This is a genomic window from Bradyrhizobium valentinum (assembly GCF_001440405.1).
GTDB lineage: Bacteria > Pseudomonadota > Alphaproteobacteria > Rhizobiales > Xanthobacteraceae > Bradyrhizobium > Bradyrhizobium valentinum.
In genome coordinates, this window is the sequence record NZ_LLXX01000033.1 from 48,104 (window position 1) to 65,520 (window position 17,417).

A 17,417-nucleotide genomic window follows, 5' to 3' on the forward strand; every position below is an offset into this window, starting at 1 on the left:
CAGGAGGAGAGGCGATGCAGGGACTGGCGAGATGGTTCATGGCGGCGACTGCGGCCTTGGTGGCTGCCACCGGTAGTGCCGCCGCACAGGTGAAGGAGCTGCGGATCGGTTACCAGCCGAGCCCGATCCAGGATGCCTCGATTGCGATGTTCGAGGCCTGGGGCGCCAGGAACGGCGTCAAGATCGTCAAGGTGCCGAACTCCTACGGCGTCTATGTCGAGAAAATGACGGCCTCGCTGACCTCGAACGCCGACCAGTACGACGTCATCTGGCACAATGACGACTGGGGCCAGACCTGGGCGCATCTGCTGGAACCGATGGACGACGTCGAGGCCAACAAGTTTGCCGACAAATGGAGCATGGCCCCCGTCGTGTTCGCCAACGCGCAGGGGCAGAACACCGTCGTGCCGATGGGCCAGACCTTCAGCGTGTTCTTCTACCGCTCCGATCTGGTCAAGCCGGAGGAGGTGCCGAAGACGCTGGCAGAGCTCGTCACGGCAAGCAAGAAGCTGCAGGCGGACGGCAAGGTCAAGTTCGGCTATGTCGCCGGCATGGCGATGAATCACACCTGGTTCAGCTGGCTCTGGTCGATGTGGGGCAACAATTGCGACGTGCTGCTGCCGGCCTACGAGCGGGACAACAAGAAGCTTGCGGAAGCCGGCTGGAAGTCGGGCCTGACCGAACCCTGCATGCAGCAGACCGTCGAATATTGGTGGGATGCGATCAACACCCACAAGATCGCGCCGCGCGGCATGCCGGCCTATGACCGCAACGAGGCCAACGCGATCTTCATGTCAGGCGACGCCGCCTTCACCGTCGCAGACACGCTATGGTGGGGCACTTTCAACGATCCCGCCAAGTCGAAGATCGCAGGCAAGATCGCCGCCGCGCGCTTCCCGCTCGGCCCCAATCGCACCAGGCCGTTCGCCTGGGACGATATCTGGGGCTGGGCGATCCCGAAGTCGATCGCGCCCGAGCGCAAGAAGCTCGCCAAGCAGATGCTGGAAGCCATGATGCTCGACGAGGAAGGGCAGATGAAGCTCTGGAAGGCGACCGGCGCGCCGCCGCCCAACACCTCGTTCTGGCCGAAGATCGCCGAGCAGGACCAGTTCATGAAGCTCTTGAAGGAGTCGGTGCTGGATTCCCCGGACAAGGTGCGCGGCGCCTATTACTTCCCGCAATGGCCCGCCGTGCACAAGGCGTTCAACGACGCGGTCACCAGGGCCGTCACCGGCAGGCGCGAGGACATCGCAAGAGCGCTGGCCGAGGGCGCGCCGCTGGTCAGCAAGGCCGCGCAATAGTCCAACCACCAGGGCCCCGCCGCGCACGACGCGGCGGGGTCGTCTTTGAACGAACATCCGATGCAGTGAGACGGCGAGGCAATGGCAGCAATTTCACTCAGCAAGCTCAACAAGCATTATGGCTCGCTGTTTCACGCCGTGAAGGACGTCGATCTCGAGATTGCCGACAAGGAGTTCGTGGCGCTGGTCGGCCCATCCGGCTGCGGCAAGTCCACGACGCTGCGCATGATCGCAGGGCTGGAAGACATCACCAGCGGCGATATCCGGATCGGCGGCAAGGTGGTCAACCATCTGCCGCCGCGCGACCGCGACGTCGCCATGGTGTTCCAGAACTACGCGCTTTACCAGCATATGAGCGTTTACGACAATCTGGCCTTCGGCCTGCGCAACAAAAAGACGGCGGAGGCCGAGATCAAGGTGGCGATCGAGCGCGCCGCCGGCATGCTCGGGCTGCACGAATTGCTGCAGCGCAAGCCAAAGCAATTGTCCGGCGGCCAGCAGCAGCGCGTCGCGCTCGGCCGCTGCATCGTGCGCAACCCGCAGGTATTCCTATTCGATGAGCCGCTGTCGAATCTCGATGCCAAGCTGCGCGCGCAGATGCGCATCGAGATCAAGCGTCTGCACGCGGAGATTCCGACCACGTCGGTGTTCGTGACCCACGACCAGGTCGAGGCCATGACGCTGGGTGACCGCGTCGTCATCATGCGCGACGGCAGGGTTCAGCAGATCGGCACGCCGCTGCAGGTCTACGGCAAGCCGGCCAACAAGTTCGTTGCGGGTTTCATCGGCGCGCCCGCGATGAACTTTATCGACGTCACTGTGCGCAGCGAGACAGCCGCAACGTCGGTAGAGGGAGAGGCCCTCAGGTTGACGGTGGGCGCCTCGCAGGCGCGTGCGCTCGCGGCCCATAACGGCCGGCGCGTGATCCTGGGCGTGCGGCCGGAGCACCTCGTGCTCGGCGACGGCGCCCCCGGCCTGGGTTTCGACGCCCGCGTCGAGGTCGTAGAACAGCTCGGCTCCGAGATCTTGCTGGAGACGAGGGTGGGCGGCGCCAGCGTCACCGCCGCCCGCGTGCCGGCGGAAACAGTCATCGCGCGCGACGATCAGGTCCGCCTTTGGGCGCAGGCTGGCCGTCTGCATTTCTTCGATCCCGAGACCGAGCTGCCGATTTCGGGGTGAATCAGGGCGAAACGCCCGCTTTTGCTGCCAAAACGACGAGTTTCCCAAACCGGGTTTCCAGGCCGTGGAACCATCTCGGCGCTTGCGCATTGTCGGGCCTGTCACGGAACAGGTGAGGCATGCTGGTCGAGCGTGGAATTCAGGTCATGAACTTCGAGGTGGTGGGCGACGCCTACGCCATCGCGTCGAACTACCTGCGCAGGACCGGCGCCATTGCCGATTCCGTCATTACCGACGAGCGGTTGTTCGAAATCATCGTAAAGCTGTTCCAGCGCGGTGAATTCAACAGGATCCGGCTCGCCAACAAGGCGATCGCCGAATTCGAAGCGCGCGTACTGGCCTGACCGCATCACCCGCATCACGCAATTCAGGAGAAGTCCATGGAAGCCGCGATCGACCGCATCATGCAGACCTATGACCTGCTTCTGAACCGCACCGCCGCAGCCAGCGACGAGGCGCGCGCGAAGGTGACCGAATACGTCGCCACGCTGGTGGAAGCGGGCGAGACGGATCCGCACCGGCTCACCGTGTGCGGCTTGACTTATTTGCGCCAGCTCGACGGCAGCAACGATCCGGTGAAGGGGGGATATACGGGGCTGTAAGGAAAGGCCGTTGCGGCGCGGCCTGGCCGGCGCATGTGCGGAAGCGGCGCTCCTGCGGGGAGACTTGCTGCCTCGCGCGCGCCGCCCTAGATATCCTGATCCGATCGGCGGAGGCTTGCCATGACCTCAATAACCCGTCGTGTGTTCCTGTCGCTTGCGGCTGCCCTCGCGCCGGCGTCCGCCATCGCCCATCACGGGTGGGGCGGATACGACACGTCGAAGTCGTTCACGGTCACCGGCAAGATCCTGAAATCGACCTTCGAGAACCCGCATTGCGAGATCGAGATGGAGGCCGACGGCAAGCGCTGGCACTTCATCCTCGCACCGCCGTCGCGCATGCAGGCGCGGGGTGCTACCGCTGACTTGATCGCGCCCGGCAAGACCTGCACCGTGTTCGGCTATCCCCATACCAGCAAGCCGGACGAGGCGCGGATCGAATATATCGTGCTAGGCGGCAAGCGCATCGAGTTGCGGTAGGCCGCGGGTGGAACACGAGCCAGCCGCATCGATATTCCTGTCCCTGCAGGAAAGCGCGCTGGGCCATGTGATGCGCTCTTCACCGGCGCTTTATCCGGCGGTCGAGATTTTGCACATCATCGGCTTCGTCGTGCTGGTGGGGTCGATCCTGGCGCTCGATTTGAGGATGCTGGGGCTCGGGCGTGCGATTGCGATCCAGCCGATGGCGCAATTACTGCTGCCGTTGTCGCGCGCAGGCTTTCTGCTCGCGATCAGCATGGGATTTTTGCTGTTTTCCGCCGATGCATCACATGTCGTGAAAAATCCGGCGTTCCAGAGCAAGCTGCTGCTGATTGCGGCGGCGCTGGTCAACGTCGTGATCGCGCATTCAGGCCCATGGCGTCATGTTAAAAGCTGGCATGACGAAGCGTCCGGCGGAGCCAAAGCCACCGCGCTGATCTCGCTTGTGCTGTGGCTCGGCGCCATCTGCGCCGGCCGCCTGATCGCGTATTTCTGATGGAGGCCGCCATGCGCCGCATGCGCCTCGCCATCCTCACAGTCCTTCTCGGCTTCTGCAGCACGGCAGAGGTCGGCGGCGCCGACGACGCGGCCAATGCCTGGAGGGCGCTGCGGGCAGGCGGCCATGTCGCTCTGATGCGCCATGCCGATGCGCCGGGGGGCGTCGGCGATCCGCCCGGCTTCCGCGTCGAAGACTGCGCCACCCAGCGCAACCTCAGCGCCAAGGGAAGGGCGGACGCAGAAAAAATCGGAGCGCGGCTGAAGCGGGAAGGGATTGCGTTCGAAAAAATCCTGAGTTCGCCGTGGTGCCGATGCATCGACACGGCAAAATTGCTGAACCTCGGGACGGTCGAAACCGAGGCGACATTTGGCAATGTCGTGGTGCTGCGCGATCAAAGAGAGACGCTGACCGCCGGCGCCCGCGCACTCATCGCCAAATGGGCGGCACGCGGAAATCTCCTCATCGTGACGCACGGCGCGAACATTGCGGCGCTAACCGGCATCTCGCCGGCCAGCGGCGAGATCGTCGTGGCTAGAAGCGGGAGCGGCGAAGCCGTCGGCCGTCTGATGCTCGAATGAGCGTAGCTGGCCTCCAGTCGCTATCGCGCATCCGCCCTCGCGTCCTTGTTGCGATACCGGTTCCAGTTGGCAATCACGGCCTCGTATCGAACCGGCTTGGTCAAGGTTTGCGTACGCGCGGCTTCGGCTTGCGTGCTCTCGGTCATGGAATCTGGAAAAACCACAAAATATCCCAGCAACCCGACGACCATCGTTCCGTAGATGAGAAAGGCCGTTATCAGCCAGCGCCGCGGATTAGCCTGACGTTTTTTGTCTGAGAGAGATTTAGCCATGTGCGAAATCCATCTGTCAGCCCCGGGGGTTTATGGACCCACCCGAAGCATTGCGCTGTGAACTCGATCACGTTGGGCATATTTCAACGACGCCGTGCTGCGCGGCCAGGACAGGCATGCGGAGCGTGCGGCCAATTGCGCTTCGCCGAACAGACAAACGATTGGTCGTCGTAGTCATCCGTCGCAAGTTTGTTCACCCCAGCCCATGACGTACGTCAGCGGAGTAGCGGCATGGTTCAACGTTGGATCGATTAAATGAAGGGCAGGACGGGTGTCGGAAAATTGCCGGGCCAACTAACGAAAGCGAACACGTTTGATGGCGGTAAGCATGCAACACTACGCGGTAGTCGGGACACACTTGGCCGCACTCCGCGGACTGCGAGTGTCGCCTGTCCAAAAGAAGCTGGTTGATTGGGCAAAGGATCGAATTGCCTGACGGGCAAATCAGCTAGATGTTGTGTCCAGTCGCTCTCGCAAAATATTCTGCTTTCGTTCTCACCCAAATCAGCCGCATAACTCCGCCTGTCTCACGGCAGATGAGGGGCGCTCGCGATCGTCACGAACGTGCGGTGAGATGCGATGGACGCTGATGGCGCGATAGACGTACGCGCCGGAAGCGTACGGCGAAGTCGTGTGGTCCGGACGCCGCGGTGCTGGCGTTAAGTTGCGCGGAGGTTTCTGCGTGACGACGGTGGCAAGAAAGCCGTTCACCGGGGAGAGCACGAAGTAAGCCGTAAAGCCATTGCGCAGGGAAGGCCGGAATGCTCCCGCTGCCCTGTATGCTCGTGTGCAGTTTTGTTTGCGCAAATCGCACGCGAGACCGCGGGTGCAGCAAGCACCCGGTCTTCCCTGCGCCCTCTGATTGGAGGGCGGGAGTTATCAAGCAAACCTCGGGCGCAACGCGCCGCGAGATCGCGAAGTCACATCTGCGTAGGATGGGTAGAGCGCAGCGAAACCCATCACCGCATGCGCAGTATCAGTGGCATTGATGGGTATCGCTTCGCTCCACCCATCCTACAGTCTGGTGGATTGCTCCGCTTCTCCCGCAATGACACTCTCAAGCCAACCGCGCCCACCGAACAACAACACCGAGGAAACCCCCATGCTCACGCTTCATCACCTCAACGATTCCCGCTCGCAGCGAATTCTGTGGCTGCTGGAGGAGCTGGGCACGCCCTATGAGATGAAGCGGTATCGGCGCAATGCCGAGACGCGGCTCGCGCCGCCCGAGTTGAAAGAGGTTCACCCGCTGGGCAAGTCGCCAGTCATCACCGACGGCGGCACGACGATCGCGGAGTCAGGCGCCATCGTCGACTACATCATCCGCCGCTACGGCCAAGGCAAAGATAAACCCGCGATGATGCCGGCGCAGGGAAGCGCTGATTACGAGGCCTACAACGAGTGGCTGCACTATTCCGAAGGCTCGGCGATGCTGCCGCTGATGCTCAATCTCTACGTCTCCCGCCTGAAGGAGGCGGGTGCGCCGCTGCATCCGCGCATCGACAGCGAACTCGCCAACCATCTCGGCTATGTCGATGCCGCGTTGAAGGGGCGGGAGTTCTTTGTCGGGGCGTCGCTGACCGGCGCCGACATCCAGATGAGCTTTGTGGGCGAGATGGCAAAAGTGTTCGACAAGCTCGGGCCATATCGGAACCTGGCCGCTTGGCTGGAGCGCATGCACGCCCGCCCGGCGTTCCAGCGGAGCATCGAAAAGGGCGGGGCCTACCGGTTTGCGTAACTCTACGTCGTTCCGGCCAAGCGAAGCGCGAGCCGGAACCCATACGCCGCGGCCGTCGGAAGGGGCTCCTTGGCAGACGCCTTCCTCTCCCAACGAGCTCTGGTGGTTATGGGCCCGGCTCAAGGCCGGGGCGACGGCAAGGGGCAGGGGCCAGCCCCAGCCCCCTTCCTCCCCACCATATCTTGCATAAATATCAGCCTTGTACCGCAAGTGCTTGGCCAATTCCGGCCGATGTGGTATCTCGCAGGCGCTTCTTTCGACCGCCACACCAGACCCGCCCGCTTCGCCCCTAAGGGCCTGCGGCGGTGGAGATATTTCGCCCCATGACCTCCTCGTCCTCGAGCCCCAAGACCGCTTCCGCGCCCGACTCGTTCTTTACGGCCACGCTTGCCGAGGCCGACCCGGAAATCGCCGCCGCGATCAAGGGCGAACTCGGCCGTCAGCGGCATGAGATCGAGCTGATTGCGTCCGAAAACATCGTCAGCCGGGCCGTGCTGGAAGCGCAGGGCTCGGTGATGACCAACAAATACGCCGAGGGCTATCCGGGCGCGCGTTACTATGGCGGCTGCGAATGGGTCGACGTCGCCGAGACGCTGGCGATCGAGCGCGCCAAAAAACTGTTCGGCGCGCAGTTTGCCAACGTGCAGCCGAACTCCGGCAGCCAGATGAACCAGGCGGCGTTTCTGGCACTGCTGCAGCCCGGCGACACTTTTATGGGCCTCGACCTCGCCGCCGGCGGCCATCTCACCCACGGCTCGCCGGTCAACATGTCCGGCAAGTGGTTCAAGGCCGCGCACTACACGGTGCGGCGTGAGGACCAGATCATCGACATGGACGAGGTGGCGAAGCAGGCCGAGCAGGTCCGCCCCAAATTGATCATCGCCGGCGGATCGGCCTATTCGCGCTCATGGGATTTCAAGCGCTTCCGCGAAATCGCCGACTCTGTCGGCGCCTATCTCCTCGTCGACATGGCGCATTTCGCCGGCCTCGTCGCCGGCGGCGTGCATGCCTCGCCGGTGCCGCATGCGCACGTCACCACCACCACCACGCACAAATCGCTGCGCGGCCCGCGCGGCGGCCTGATCCTGTGCAACGACGAGGCGATCGCCAAGAAGTTGAATTCGGCGATCTTCCCGGGCCTGCAGGGCGGTCCGCTGATGCATGTGATCGCTGCCAAAGCCGTCGCGTTTGCCGAGGCGTTGCGGCCCGACTTCAAGGTCTATGCGAAGAACGTCGTCGAAAACGCCAAGGCGCTGGCGGAAACGCTGCGCGGCCACGGCCTCGACATCGTCTCCGGCGGCACCGACAACCATTTGATGCTGGTCGACCTGCGGCCGAAGGGTCTGAAGGGCAACGTGTCCGAGAAGGCGCTGGTGCGTGCCGGCATCACCTGCAACAAGAACGGAATTCCGTTCGATCCCGAAAAGCCGTTCGTCACCTCCGGCTTGCGTCTCGGTACGCCGGCAGCGACGACACGCGGGTTCGGCGTTGCCGAATTCAAGCAGGTCGGCGGCATGATCGCCGAAGTGCTCAATGCGCTGGCGCAGTCGGAGGACGGCAAGGCGCCGCTGGTCGAAGCCGCGATCAAGGAACGCGTCAAGGCGCTCACCGATCGGTTCCCGATCTATCAGTAAAGGCCTCGTTGGATGCGCTGTCCTAGCTGCAACAGTCTCGATACGCAGGTGAAGGACTCGCGTCCGACCGAGGATTCGGCCGTGATCCGGCGGCGGCGGGTGTGCATCGCCTGCAATTTCCGCTTCACCACCTTCGAGCGGGTGCAACTTCGCGAACTGACCGTGATCAAGCGCAACGGCCGCCGGGTGCCGTTCGACCGCGACAAGCTAGTCCGCTCGCTGCAGATCAGTCTGCGCAAGCGGCCGGTCGACCCTGAGCGGGTCGAGAAGATGGTTTCCGCGATCGTGCGCGAACTCGAAAGCGGCGGCGAGGCGGAGGTCTCCTCGGAGGCGATCGGCGAGATCGTGATGGAGCATCTGCGCCAACTCGACGACGTCGCCTATGTCCGCTTTGCGTCGGTCTATCGCAATTTCCGCGAGGCCAAGGACTTTGAGGCGGTGCTCGGCGAACTCTCCGCGGAAGACGCCGCACGGGTCGCCACGTTACGCAAATGATCTTCCGCATTCTGGAAGAGCAGTACGGGCAGAAGTCCAAAGAGGCCAAAGCGGCGGACCAGCGCTTCATGCAGCTCGCGCTCGCGCTTGGCCGGCGTGGGCTGGGGCGCACCTGGCCGAACCCGGCCGTCGGCGCGGTCGTGGTGAAGGATGGCGTCATCGTCGGCCGCGGCTGGACGCAAGCAGGCGGCCGGCCCCATGCCGAGCCGGAGGCACTCAAACGGGCTGGCGAGGCGGCGCGCGGCGCTACGCTCTATGTGACGCTGGAGCCCTGTTCGCATTTCGGCAAATCGCCGCCCTGCGTCGATGCCGTGATCGCCTCCGGCATCGCGCGCGTGGTGTCGGCGATCGAAGATCCCAATCCTGAAGTGGCCGGGCAGGGGCATGCCAAACTTCGCTCGGCCGGGATCACGGTCGATGTTGGCCTCGGCGCTGCGGAAGCCGCGCGCGACCACGCCGGACATTTCCGCCGCGTTCGCGACAAGCGCCCGCATGTGATCCTGAAGCTCGCGGTGTCCGCCGACGACCAGATCGGCGCCGCCGGTCACAAGCCGGTCGAGATCACGGGCGAGGCGGCGAAGACACGCGTGCACCTGTTGCGCGCGCAATGCGACGCCATCCTGGTCGGCATCGGCACCGTGCTGGCGGACAATCCACTGCTGACCTGCCGCCTGCCCGGGATGGAGGCGCGGTCGCCGGTGCGGGTGGTGCTGGATCGCGCGCTTCGCATTCCCGGCACCAGCAAGCTGGTCCATTCCGCGCGCCAGACGCCGCTCTGGGTCATGACGTCGGACTTCGCCGAAGCCCCCGCGGCCATGAAACTCGGCGCAGCCGGCGCGCAGGTGATGCGCGTTGCGCCTACCGCCAAGCCGCCGGGTCTCGATTTGGCGGCCGTGCTGCACGCGCTGTCCGACAAGGGCATTACAAGGCTGATGGTGGAAGGCGGCTCACGGGTCGCCTCGTCCTTCGTCGCTAGCCGTCTCGTCGACGAAATCTGGCTGCTGCGTGGGCACGAGGCCATTGGGGCCGACGGCATTCCCGCGCTGGACGCATTGCCGCTCTCGTCAATCACCGGCTCGTCCGCGTTCAAGACCCGTGCTAGCGAAACGCTCGGCAAAGATATCCTCACTGTTTACGAGCGCGTGTAATGTTCACCGGAATTGTTACCGACATCGGCGAGATCGTGGGCCTCACGCCAACCGCGCAGGGGCAGTTGCATCGCATGCGGATCGCCTGCCGCTACGACCAGACGACCATCGCGGACGGCGCCTCGATCGCCTGCAACGGCGTCTGCCTGACGGTGGTCGCCTCCGGGGTGGCAGGCGGCAAAACCTGGTTCGACGTCGATGCCGCCGCCGAGACGCTCGGCATGACCACGGCCAAAGGTTGGATCAAGGGCACCAAACTCAATCTCGAGCGTGCGCTGAAGATCGGCGACGAACTCGGCGGCCATATTGTCGCGGGGCATGCCGATGGCATTGCGACTATCGTCAAGCGCGATGATCTGCCCGATATGGCGCGCTTCGAACTCCGTACCACGCGGGGGCTGGCGCGTTTCATCGCCGCCAAGGGCTCGGTGACGCTGGATGGCGTATCGCTGACCGTGAATACGGTCGAGGATGTCGTATTTTCGGTGCTGATCATCCCGCATACGCTCAGCGTCACCACGCTCAGCGGCTGGCGCGCAGGCAGCGAGGTCAATATCGAGGTCGACCTGATGGCCCGCTATGCGGCGCGGCTGTCGGAAATGAAGTGACGGTGCAGCCGTCATTCCGGGGCGATGCGTTAGCATCGAACCCGGAATCTCGAGATTCCGGGTCTGGTCCTTCGGACCATCCCGGAATGACGATGTCTCTAGTATTCGTGCTTGAGTATTCGTGCTTGGCTAAGCCACCCGCGGCGACTACATAACGCGCCGGTACCAGAGTGAAACGGATTGAAGAATGGCAGACGCACGGCGCGCACCGCTGAAGGACCAGACCGACGTCACAGGCGCGCGCGCGCTGATCGTCGAGGCGCGGTTCTATGACGATATTCAGGACGCGCTGTTGGAAGGCGCCGTCGCCGAACTGAAAGCTGCCGGCGTGACGCACGACGTCATCACGGTGCCCGGCGCGCTGGAAATTCCGGCCGCAATCGCGATTGCGCTCGATGCTGCCGAAAAGAACGGCAAGCCTTATGATGCGGCAATCGCGCTTGGCTGCGTGGTGCGTGGTGACACCATCCATTTCGAGATCGTCTCGATCGAATCCTCGCGCGCGCTGATGGATCTGGCGGTCGCGCGAAAGGTTCCGCTCGGTAACGGCATCATCACCGTCAACACCGATGCGCAGGCCTGGGCGCGGGCGCGCGCCAGCGAGTTGAACAAGGGCGGCGATGCCGCGCGCGCGGCGCTGGCGATGCTGCGGATCAAGCGGCGGCTGACAAAGGCTTAGGCGATGGCAGACAGCAAGAAGCCAGCGAAAGCTCCCGACAAGAAAGCAAACCGCCGTGGCGCGGCGCGGCTTGCCGCCGTGCAGGCGCTCTACCAGATGGACATCGCCGGCGCCGGCATCAACGACATCTTCGCCGAGTTCGAAAGCCACTGGCTCGGCAACGAGGTCGAAGGCGACAAATATCTGCCTGCGGAAGCCGCCTTCTTCCGCGATGTGGTGTCGGGCGTGGTCCGCGACCAGGCAAGACTCGATCCTCTGATCGACGATGCGCTGTCGAAGGGCTGGCCGCTAAAGCGGATCGACGCGATTTTGCGCGCGGTGCTGCGGGCCGGTTCCTACGAGCTGGAGCACCGCAAGGACGTGCCTGGCCGCGTAGTCGTATCCGAATATGTCGATGTCGCGCACGCCTTCGTGGAGAAGGACGAGACCGGCATGGTCAACGCCGTGCTCGATCAGATCGCGCGTCAGTTCCGCGCCGACGAGTTCGCGCGTGGCTAGCGGCAAACCAGCGTCCGGCGAGGACGCGCTGATCGCACGCTATTTTCGGCCGCTTGCGACCGAGCCGGGCGCCTTCGGCCTCGACGACGACGCCGCGGCCCTAAAGCCAAACGGCGACGATGTCGTCGTGACGACGGATGCTATTGTCGAAGGCGTGCATTTTCTGCCCGACGATCCGCCCGATACGGTCGCGCGCAAGGCGCTGCGGGCGAATCTTTCCGATCTCGCGGCGAAGGGCGCTACGCCCGCCGGCTTCGTGCTGACGCTGGCCTTGCGCAGCGCCGACGATGCCTGGTTGAGGCCGTTCGCGGCGGCGCTCGGCGAGGACGCCACGCAGTTTAATTGTCCGCTGCTGGGCGGAGACACCGTCTCCACGCCGGGCCCGCTGATGGTCTCGGTCACCGCGTTCGGCCGTGTGCCGCCGGGCAAGATGGTTCATCGCAGCGGGGCCAAGCCCGGCGAGCGCGTGATGGTGACGGGCACGATCGGCGATGCCGCGCTGGGGCTTGCGATCCTCAAAGGCGGTAAAGTCCACGCCGCCGCAGCCGATATCGCTGCGCGCGACGCGCTGATCGGGCGCTATCGCGTTCCGCAGCCACGCGTGGCCATGGCTGAGATCGTTCGCGGCGGTGCCAGTGCGGCGATGGATGTATCTGATGGCCTTGCCGGCGATCTCGCCAAGCTGTGCGGCGTGTCCGGCGTATCCGCGGTGATCGATCTGGAGTCGATCCCGCTGTCCGGTGCGGCGCGGGATCTGGTGTCGCGCGGCGTTGTCGGACTGGAAACACTGATCGCCGGCGGCGATGATTACGAAATCCTGTGCACGCTACCGCAGGATCGCGCCGAGGCGTTCGCGCAGGCTGCGCGGCACGCCGGCATCGCCGTGAGTTCCATCGGAACGGTGGTCGCGGGAAGCGCGGTTCCGAAATTCATCGATGGGCAGGGTAGAGAAATCGCGCTGGAACGGCTGTCTTACAGCCATTTTTGAAAGGCGACGCCGTTAACGCCATTGGTTTTATTTCCCGTCAGCCATTGCTATTTCGCGGAAAACCTATAGGTGTATTGCCATTCGATTACCGTCGTGCCTTTTCGAACGCGCCCTAAGGGGCTTCTTCCAGAGACATCGTCGATATTGGATTTGAATCCGTGCGATCGCCGCGCGGAATGAAAGCCTATGTGCTTTGGAGAAGAGAAAATGGCTACAGGAACAGTGAAGTGGTTCAACGGTCAAAAGGGTTTCGGTTTCATTGAGCCGAGCGATGGCAGCAAGGACGTGTTCGTGCACATCTCGGCCGTCGAGCGTGCGGGCCTCGGCGGATTGGCCGAAGGTCAGAAGGTTCAGTTCGAACTCAAGACCGACAAGATGCGGGGCAAGGTGAGCGCGGAAAACCTGTCGCTCGTCTAAGGCCTCGAAACGGTCGTTTCACGGATGTACTGGAATGGCTAGTGAGCCCGCTCGATCCGGATAGGATTGGGCGGGCCCTTGTATTTTGGGCCCGACCTCAACCTCAAGGCAAGCGCCTGCCGCCGCGCGGGCGACAACTTCGCAGGCCCGGTTACCGGTGAATCCTTTCAAAAATCGACGGATTCTGGCCTCCGCGGCGTTGCGCCGAGGAGACGATTTTGGCATGGTCCCGCCGATTTGAGGTCACCCTTTTGGGCAGGGAAGGCCTCCATAATATGCGCCGGCCGCGCTCGCGGGATGGCGTGGGGCGGGAAAACCAGCATCTGAGGCAACTTCTATGACAGCATTATGGGTGATTGTGCTCTGCGGAGCGCTTTCGATCGTTTACGCCATCTGGGCGACGTCCTCCGTTCTGAAATCGGATGCCGGCAACCCGCGCATGCAGGAAATCGCGGCAGCGGTGGCCGAGGGCGCGCAGGCTTATCTGCGCCGCCAGTACATGACGATCGGCATGGTCGGCGTGGTGATCTTCGCCCTTCTGGCCTACTTCCTCGGCATGCTGGTTGCGTTCGGCTTCCTGATCGGCGCCGTGCTGTCGGGTGCGGCCGGCTTCATCGGCATGAACGTCTCGGTCCGCGCCAACGTGCGCACCGCGCAGGCAGCGACCACATCGCTGGCGGGCGGTCTGGAGCTCGCCTTCAAGGCGGGTGCGATCACCGGGCTTCTCGTCGCCGGTCTCGCGCTGCTCGGCGTCACCATTTATTTCGCCGTACTCACCCAGGGCATGGGGCTGAAGGCCAACGACCGTGTCGTCGTCGACGCGCTGGTCGCGCTCGGCTTCGGCGCCTCGCTGATCTCGATCTTCGCCCGTCTCGGCGGCGGCATCTTCACCAAGGGGGCTGACGTCGGCGGCGACCTCGTCGGCAAGGTCGAAGCCGGCATTCCCGAGGACGATCCGCGCAATCCGGCGACCATCGCCGACAACGTCGGCGACAACGTCGGTGACTGCGCCGGCATGGCGGCCGACCTGTTCGAGACCTATGCGGTGACCGCGGTCGCCACCATGGTGCTGGCCGCGATCTTCTTCGCGACCTCGCCGCTCCTGGTGCCGATGATGACCCTGCCGCTCGCCATCGGCGGCGTCTGTATCATCACCTCGATCATCGGCACCTTCTTCGTCAAGCTCGGCGCCAGCCAGTCGATCATGGGCGCGCTGTACAAGGGCCTGATCGCCACCGGCGTGCTGTCGCTGCTCGGCGTTGCGGCCGTCATCCACTGGCTGATCGGTTTCGGCGCGCTGGCGGGCGTGAAGTACACCGGCATGGCGCTGTTCCAATGCGGCGTCGTCGGCCTTGCCGTCACCGGCCTGATCATCTGGATCACCGAATACTACACCGGCACCGACTATCGCCCGGTGAAGTCGATCGCGTCGTCGTCGGTCACCGGCCACGGCACCAACGTGATCCAGGGCCTGGCGATCTCGATGGAATCGACCGCGATGCCCGCGATCGTCATCATCGCCGGCATCCTCATCACCTACAGCCTTGCCGGCCTGTTCGGCATCGCGATCGCGACCACGACGATGCTGGCGCTGGCCGGCATGATCGTGGCGCTGGACGCCTTCGGTCCGGTCACGGACAACGCCGGCGGCATTGCCGAAATGGCCGGCCTGCCGAAGGAGGTGCGCAAGTCGACGGATGCGCTCGACGCGGTTGGCAACACCACCAAGGCGGTCACCAAGGGCTACGCGATCGGCTCCGCCGGTCTCGGCGCGCTGGTGCTGTTTGCGGCCTACAATGAAGATCTCAAGTTCTTCATCGCCAACTCTGCCAAGCATCCGTACTTCCAGGGCGTGCTGCCCGACTTCTCGCTCAACAACCCCTACGTCGTGGTCGGCCTGCTGTTCGGCGGCCTGCTGCCGTATCTGTTTGGCGCGATGGGCATGACGGCGGTCGGCCGCGCGGCCGGTGCGATCGTCGAGGAAGTGCGGCGTCAGTTCCGCGAGAAGCCCGGCATCATGCAGGGCACCGACAAGCCGGACTATGGCAAGGCGGTCGACCTGCTGACCAAGGCGGCGATCAAGGAAATGATCATTCCGTCGCTGTTGCCGGTGCTGTCGCCGATCTTCGTCTACTTCGTGATCTACGCGATCGCGGGCGGCGGCGCTGCCGGCAAGTCGGCGGCGTTCTCCGCCGTCGGCGCCATGCTGCTCGGCGTGATCGTGACCGGCCTGTTCGTCGCGATCTCGATGACCTCGGGTGGCGGCGCCTGGGACAACGCCAAGAAGTACATCGAGGACGGCCACTTCGGCGGCAAGGGCTCCGACGCCCACAAGGCAGCGGTGACCGGCGATACTGTCGGCGATCCCTACAAGGATACGGCGGGTCCCGCCGTCAACCCGATGATCAAGATCACCAACATCGTGGCACTGTTGCTGCTGGCGATCCTGGCGCACTGAGCGGCGTAAAGTCGATCAAAACGAAAACCCCGCGGTGCGAGCCGCGGGGTTTTTATTTTGGAAGTACCGAAATTCTACCACGTCATTGCGAGGAGCGTATGCGACGAAGCAATCCACATCTAGTATGCGGCGATATGGATTGCTTCGCTTCGCTCGCAATGACGAGGACAGTCAATTCACATCCATCTGCAGGCCTTCGCGCTTGATGATTTCGCCGAACTTCGTCGTCTCGGCCTGCACGAAGTCGGAGAATTGCTGCGGCGTGCCCCAGTCTGCGGTAGCGCCCATGTTGGCGATGGTCTTCTTGAAGTCCTCACGCCCGAGCAGCGCCTTGATCTCCTTGTTGAGCGCCTCGACGGCGGGAGCAGGCGTTGCCTTGGGCAGGAAGACACCGAACCAGGACGAGACGTCGAACTTCGAAAGTTCAGGAGCGCTCTCCCGCATGGTCGGAACATTCGGAGCTAGCGCGCTGCGCTCGGGCGTGGTGACGGCGAGCGCAGTAAGCTTGCCTTCCTGGGTCTGCGGCAGCGTCGGGTACAGGTTGTCGAACAGGATCTGGATGTCCCCGGCGAGCGCCGCCTGCAGCGCCGGACCGGCGCCGCGGAACGGCACATGAACCATCTTCAGGCCGGTGAGCTGCAGGAACCAGGCGCCGGTGAGGTGAGGGCTCTGCCCGACGCCGGAGGAGGCGTAGGTCAGCTTGTCCGGATTGGCCTTGATGTAGGCGATCAGTTCGCCAATCGTCTTGATGCCGGTCGACGGATGCGCCGACACGATGTTTGGAATCCGGATCATGTTGCTGACCGGCTGCAACTGATCGGCCTTGTAGGTCATGTTGCGGAAGATGCTGTAGGCGATCGCGTTCGGACCGGGATTGCCGACGAGGATGACATGGCCGTCCGCCTTGCCTCGCACGACTTCGGCGGTGCCGATGGTGCCGCCGCCGCCGGAACGGTTTTCCACGACCGCCGACTGGCCCCAGGCCGTCTGCAGATGCGCGGCCAGCAGGCGTCCCATCACGTCGGTGCTGCCGCCGGCCGCCGCCGGCACGATAAGACGAACGGTCTCGGTGGGGCGCCAGTCGGAGCCGAAGCTTGCGCGCGGCAAAATCGCCGCCGCCGAAACGGCTGCAGCTCCGGTCAAAATGCGGCGTCGAGAAATAGCTTTAATCGTCACAAATTCACTCCCTGCTTGATTCTTGTTGGCAGGGACCGTAGGCAGCGCGCGCGCAGAGAGCAAGCGGGCGACTTGGCGCAGGATTTCCGCGTCGCGGAACAGCGTGAACCAGAACTGACCGAGCTCTAGTTAAAGCTGAGCAGCTTGAACAGCGGCGTCAGGTAGCTGAGCTCCTGGCCGGACGTGGGCGTAGTGCGGCTGATGAAATCGAAGATCTTGCCGTCCTGCAATCCGTAATTGGCGAGCCGCTGCACCTGGCGATTCTTGTCGAAGTAAATCGCGATCACGCGCTGGTCGACGACCTGCTGATTCATGAATGCGACTTTGCGCTCGGAGCGCTGCGAAATGTAATAGAACACCTCGCCGTTCAAGGTCGCGACTGTCGACGGCGTTCCCATCACGATCAGCACCTGATCCTGGCTGGCGCCGATCGGAATCTGCTCAAGCGCGTTGGGCGGCAGGATATATCCCTTTTGGAACTGCTCGCCGGTGCACCCCGCAAGTGTCGCACAGACCAGTGCCACGGCCGCCGCAGCGCGGAAGCCGCGCCAGCGCATGGTCAGGCGGCGAGGCGAGGGCACGCAGGTGCTCAGGTGGCTCATCTCGATCATTTCAGGAATTAGCCCGTCCTCTTGCATCGCGCGGTGCGTTGACGTACCGGGCAGCACGC

20 protein-coding genes are annotated in these 17,417 nt (G+C 63.8%); 17 read left to right on the plus strand and 3 right to left on the minus strand.

Features of this window, described 5'->3' with window-relative positions; genetic code table 11:
• The first annotated feature begins 14 nt into the window (after window positions 1-14).
• The 7 genes from CP49_RS06045 (at window position 15) to CP49_RS06075 (ending at window position 4,636) form a co-directional block, all read left to right on the plus strand.
• Window positions 15-1,301, plus strand: a complete 1,287-nt coding sequence (locus tag CP49_RS06045) for an extracellular solute-binding protein (RefSeq protein WP_057849392.1) — start codon at window positions 15-17, stop codon at window positions 1,299-1,301.
• A gap of 81 nt (window positions 1,302-1,382) precedes the next feature.
• Entirely contained in the window at window positions 1,383-2,480 is a 1,098-nt protein-coding gene (locus CP49_RS06050) for an ABC transporter ATP-binding protein (RefSeq protein WP_057849393.1), read from the plus strand.
• Window positions 2,481-2,599: 119 nt separating this feature from the next.
• A complete protein-coding gene (locus CP49_RS06055; protein ID WP_057849394.1) occupies window positions 2,600-2,824 on the plus strand; it encodes a hypothetical protein in 225 nt (74 codons plus the stop codon).
• Window positions 2,825-2,860: 36 nt separating this feature from the next.
• Window positions 2,861-3,082 carry a hypothetical protein gene (locus CP49_RS06060; protein WP_057849395.1) on the plus strand — a complete coding sequence of 74 codons (222 nt, stop codon included), beginning with the start codon at window positions 2,861-2,863 and terminating at the stop codon, window positions 3,080-3,082.
• A gap of 120 nt (window positions 3,083-3,202) precedes the next feature.
• Window positions 3,203-3,559, plus strand: coding sequence for a DUF6152 family protein (locus CP49_RS06065; RefSeq protein WP_057849396.1), 357 nt, complete (start codon window positions 3,203-3,205; stop codon window positions 3,557-3,559).
• Window positions 3,560-3,566: 7 nt separating this feature from the next.
• Window positions 3,567-4,055 carry a hypothetical protein gene (locus CP49_RS06070; protein ID WP_057849397.1) on the plus strand — a complete coding sequence of 163 codons (489 nt, stop codon included), beginning with the start codon at window positions 3,567-3,569 and terminating at the stop codon, window positions 4,053-4,055.
• A gap of 11 nt (window positions 4,056-4,066) precedes the next feature.
• Window positions 4,067-4,636 (plus strand): histidine phosphatase family protein, encoded by a 570-nt coding sequence (locus CP49_RS06075; protein ID WP_057849489.1) that lies wholly within the window; start codon window positions 4,067-4,069, stop codon window positions 4,634-4,636.
• A 20-nt stretch (window positions 4,637-4,656) separates the two neighbouring features.
• Here the strand turns inward: CP49_RS06075 and CP49_RS06080 are convergent, their stop codons facing one another.
• Window positions 4,657-4,908, minus strand: coding sequence for a hypothetical protein (locus CP49_RS06080; RefSeq protein ID WP_057849398.1), 252 nt, complete (start codon window positions 4,906-4,908; stop codon window positions 4,657-4,659).
• A 1,102-nt stretch (window positions 4,909-6,010) separates the two neighbouring features.
• On the opposite strand from CP49_RS06080, the gene CP49_RS06085 reads away from it, so the two are divergent.
• The 10 genes from CP49_RS06085 (at window position 6,011) to CP49_RS06130 (ending at window position 15,571) form a co-directional block, all read left to right on the plus strand.
• On the plus strand, window positions 6,011-6,646 hold the full coding sequence (locus CP49_RS06085; protein ID WP_057849399.1) for a glutathione S-transferase family protein: 636 nt from the start codon (window positions 6,011-6,013) through the stop codon (window positions 6,644-6,646).
• A gap of 323 nt (window positions 6,647-6,969) precedes the next feature.
• On the plus strand, window positions 6,970-8,280 hold the full coding sequence (glyA, locus tag CP49_RS06090) for a serine hydroxymethyltransferase (RefSeq protein WP_057849400.1): 1,311 nt from the start codon (window positions 6,970-6,972) through the stop codon (window positions 8,278-8,280).
• A gap of 12 nt (window positions 8,281-8,292) precedes the next feature.
• Window positions 8,293-8,775 (plus strand): transcriptional regulator NrdR, encoded by a 483-nt coding sequence (gene nrdR / locus CP49_RS06095; RefSeq protein ID WP_057849401.1) that lies wholly within the window; start codon window positions 8,293-8,295, stop codon window positions 8,773-8,775.
• Entirely contained in the window at window positions 8,772-9,923 is a 1,152-nt protein-coding gene (ribD, locus tag CP49_RS06100) for a bifunctional diaminohydroxyphosphoribosylaminopyrimidine deaminase/5-amino-6-(5-phosphoribosylamino)uracil reductase RibD (RefSeq protein ID WP_057849402.1), read from the plus strand. The genes nrdR and ribD overlap by 4 nt, the downstream gene beginning before the upstream one ends.
• Window positions 9,923-10,531, plus strand: a complete 609-nt coding sequence (locus CP49_RS06105) for a riboflavin synthase (protein WP_057849403.1) — start codon at window positions 9,923-9,925, stop codon at window positions 10,529-10,531. Before ribD ends, CP49_RS06105 begins: the two co-directional genes overlap by 1 nt.
• Window positions 10,532-10,718: 187 nt before the next feature.
• Entirely contained in the window at window positions 10,719-11,210 is a 492-nt protein-coding gene (gene ribH, locus CP49_RS06110) for a 6,7-dimethyl-8-ribityllumazine synthase (RefSeq protein WP_057849404.1), read from the plus strand.
• 3 nt (window positions 11,211-11,213) lie between these two features.
• Window positions 11,214-11,708, plus strand: coding sequence for a transcription antitermination factor NusB (gene nusB, locus CP49_RS06115; protein ID WP_057849405.1), 495 nt, complete (start codon window positions 11,214-11,216; stop codon window positions 11,706-11,708).
• Complete coding sequence (thiL, locus tag CP49_RS06120; protein ID WP_057849406.1) at window positions 11,701-12,696, plus strand: thiamine-phosphate kinase; 996 nt, start codon at window positions 11,701-11,703, stop codon at window positions 12,694-12,696. The genes nusB and thiL overlap by 8 nt, the downstream gene beginning before the upstream one ends.
• 207 nt (window positions 12,697-12,903) lie before the next feature.
• Window positions 12,904-13,113: a cold-shock protein gene (locus CP49_RS06125; RefSeq protein WP_028345703.1), complete on the plus strand. Its 210-nt coding sequence runs from the start codon at window positions 12,904-12,906 to the stop codon at window positions 13,111-13,113.
• A gap of 337 nt (window positions 13,114-13,450) precedes the next feature.
• Window positions 13,451-15,571: a sodium-translocating pyrophosphatase gene (locus tag CP49_RS06130; RefSeq protein WP_057849407.1), complete on the plus strand. Its 2,121-nt coding sequence runs from the start codon at window positions 13,451-13,453 to the stop codon at window positions 15,569-15,571.
• Between the two features lie 171 nt (window positions 15,572-15,742).
• On the opposite strand, the gene CP49_RS06135 is transcribed toward CP49_RS06130, so the two are convergent.
• Both CP49_RS06135 and CP49_RS06140 read right to left on the minus strand, forming a co-directional pair.
• Complete coding sequence (locus CP49_RS06135; RefSeq protein ID WP_057849490.1) at window positions 15,743-16,747, minus strand: Bug family tripartite tricarboxylate transporter substrate binding protein; 1,005 nt, start codon at window positions 16,745-16,747, stop codon at window positions 15,743-15,745.
• A gap of 125 nt (window positions 16,748-16,872) precedes the next feature.
• Entirely contained in the window at window positions 16,873-17,304 is a 432-nt protein-coding gene (locus CP49_RS06140) for an outer membrane protein assembly factor BamE (RefSeq protein ID WP_245310533.1), read from the minus strand.
• Between the last annotated feature and the right edge of the window lie 113 nt (window positions 17,305-17,417).

What these genes read in the sequence shown, in the direction of transcription:
- CP49_RS06060 (WP_057849395.1), top strand. Translation starts at nt 2,861, where the DNA reads ATGGAAGCCGCGATCGACCGCATCATGCAGACCTATGACCTGCTTCTG.
- nusB (WP_057849405.1), top strand. Translation starts at nt 11,214, where the DNA reads ATGGCAGACAGCAAGAAGCCAGCGAAAGCTCCCGACAAGAAAGCAAAC.
- CP49_RS06080 (WP_057849398.1), bottom strand. Translation starts at nt 4,908, where the DNA reads ATGGCTAAATCTCTCTCAGACAAAAAACGTCAGGCTAATCCGCGGCGC.
- CP49_RS06130 (WP_057849407.1), top strand. Translation starts at nt 13,451, where the DNA reads ATGACAGCATTATGGGTGATTGTGCTCTGCGGAGCGCTTTCGATCGTT.
- CP49_RS06065 (WP_057849396.1), top strand. Translation starts at nt 3,203, where the DNA reads ATGACCTCAATAACCCGTCGTGTGTTCCTGTCGCTTGCGGCTGCCCTC.
- CP49_RS06105 (WP_057849403.1), top strand. Translation starts at nt 9,923, where the DNA reads ATGTTCACCGGAATTGTTACCGACATCGGCGAGATCGTGGGCCTCACG.
- nrdR (WP_057849401.1), top strand. Translation starts at nt 8,293, where the DNA reads ATGCGCTGTCCTAGCTGCAACAGTCTCGATACGCAGGTGAAGGACTCG.
- ribH (WP_057849404.1), top strand. Translation starts at nt 10,719, where the DNA reads ATGGCAGACGCACGGCGCGCACCGCTGAAGGACCAGACCGACGTCACA.
- glyA (WP_057849400.1), top strand. Translation starts at nt 6,970, where the DNA reads ATGACCTCCTCGTCCTCGAGCCCCAAGACCGCTTCCGCGCCCGACTCG.
- CP49_RS06050 (WP_057849393.1), top strand. Translation starts at nt 1,383, where the DNA reads ATGGCAGCAATTTCACTCAGCAAGCTCAACAAGCATTATGGCTCGCTG.
- CP49_RS06085 (WP_057849399.1), top strand. Translation starts at nt 6,011, where the DNA reads ATGCTCACGCTTCATCACCTCAACGATTCCCGCTCGCAGCGAATTCTG.
- ribD (WP_057849402.1), top strand. Translation starts at nt 8,772, where the DNA reads ATGATCTTCCGCATTCTGGAAGAGCAGTACGGGCAGAAGTCCAAAGAG.
- CP49_RS06125 (WP_028345703.1), top strand. Translation starts at nt 12,904, where the DNA reads ATGGCTACAGGAACAGTGAAGTGGTTCAACGGTCAAAAGGGTTTCGGT.
- CP49_RS06075 (WP_057849489.1), top strand. Translation starts at nt 4,067, where the DNA reads ATGCGCCGCATGCGCCTCGCCATCCTCACAGTCCTTCTCGGCTTCTGC.
- CP49_RS06055 (WP_057849394.1), top strand. Translation starts at nt 2,600, where the DNA reads ATGCTGGTCGAGCGTGGAATTCAGGTCATGAACTTCGAGGTGGTGGGC.
- CP49_RS06140 (WP_245310533.1), bottom strand. Translation starts at nt 17,304, where the DNA reads ATGCGCTGGCGCGGCTTCCGCGCTGCGGCGGCCGTGGCACTGGTCTGT.
- CP49_RS06045 (WP_057849392.1), top strand. Translation starts at nt 15, where the DNA reads ATGCAGGGACTGGCGAGATGGTTCATGGCGGCGACTGCGGCCTTGGTG.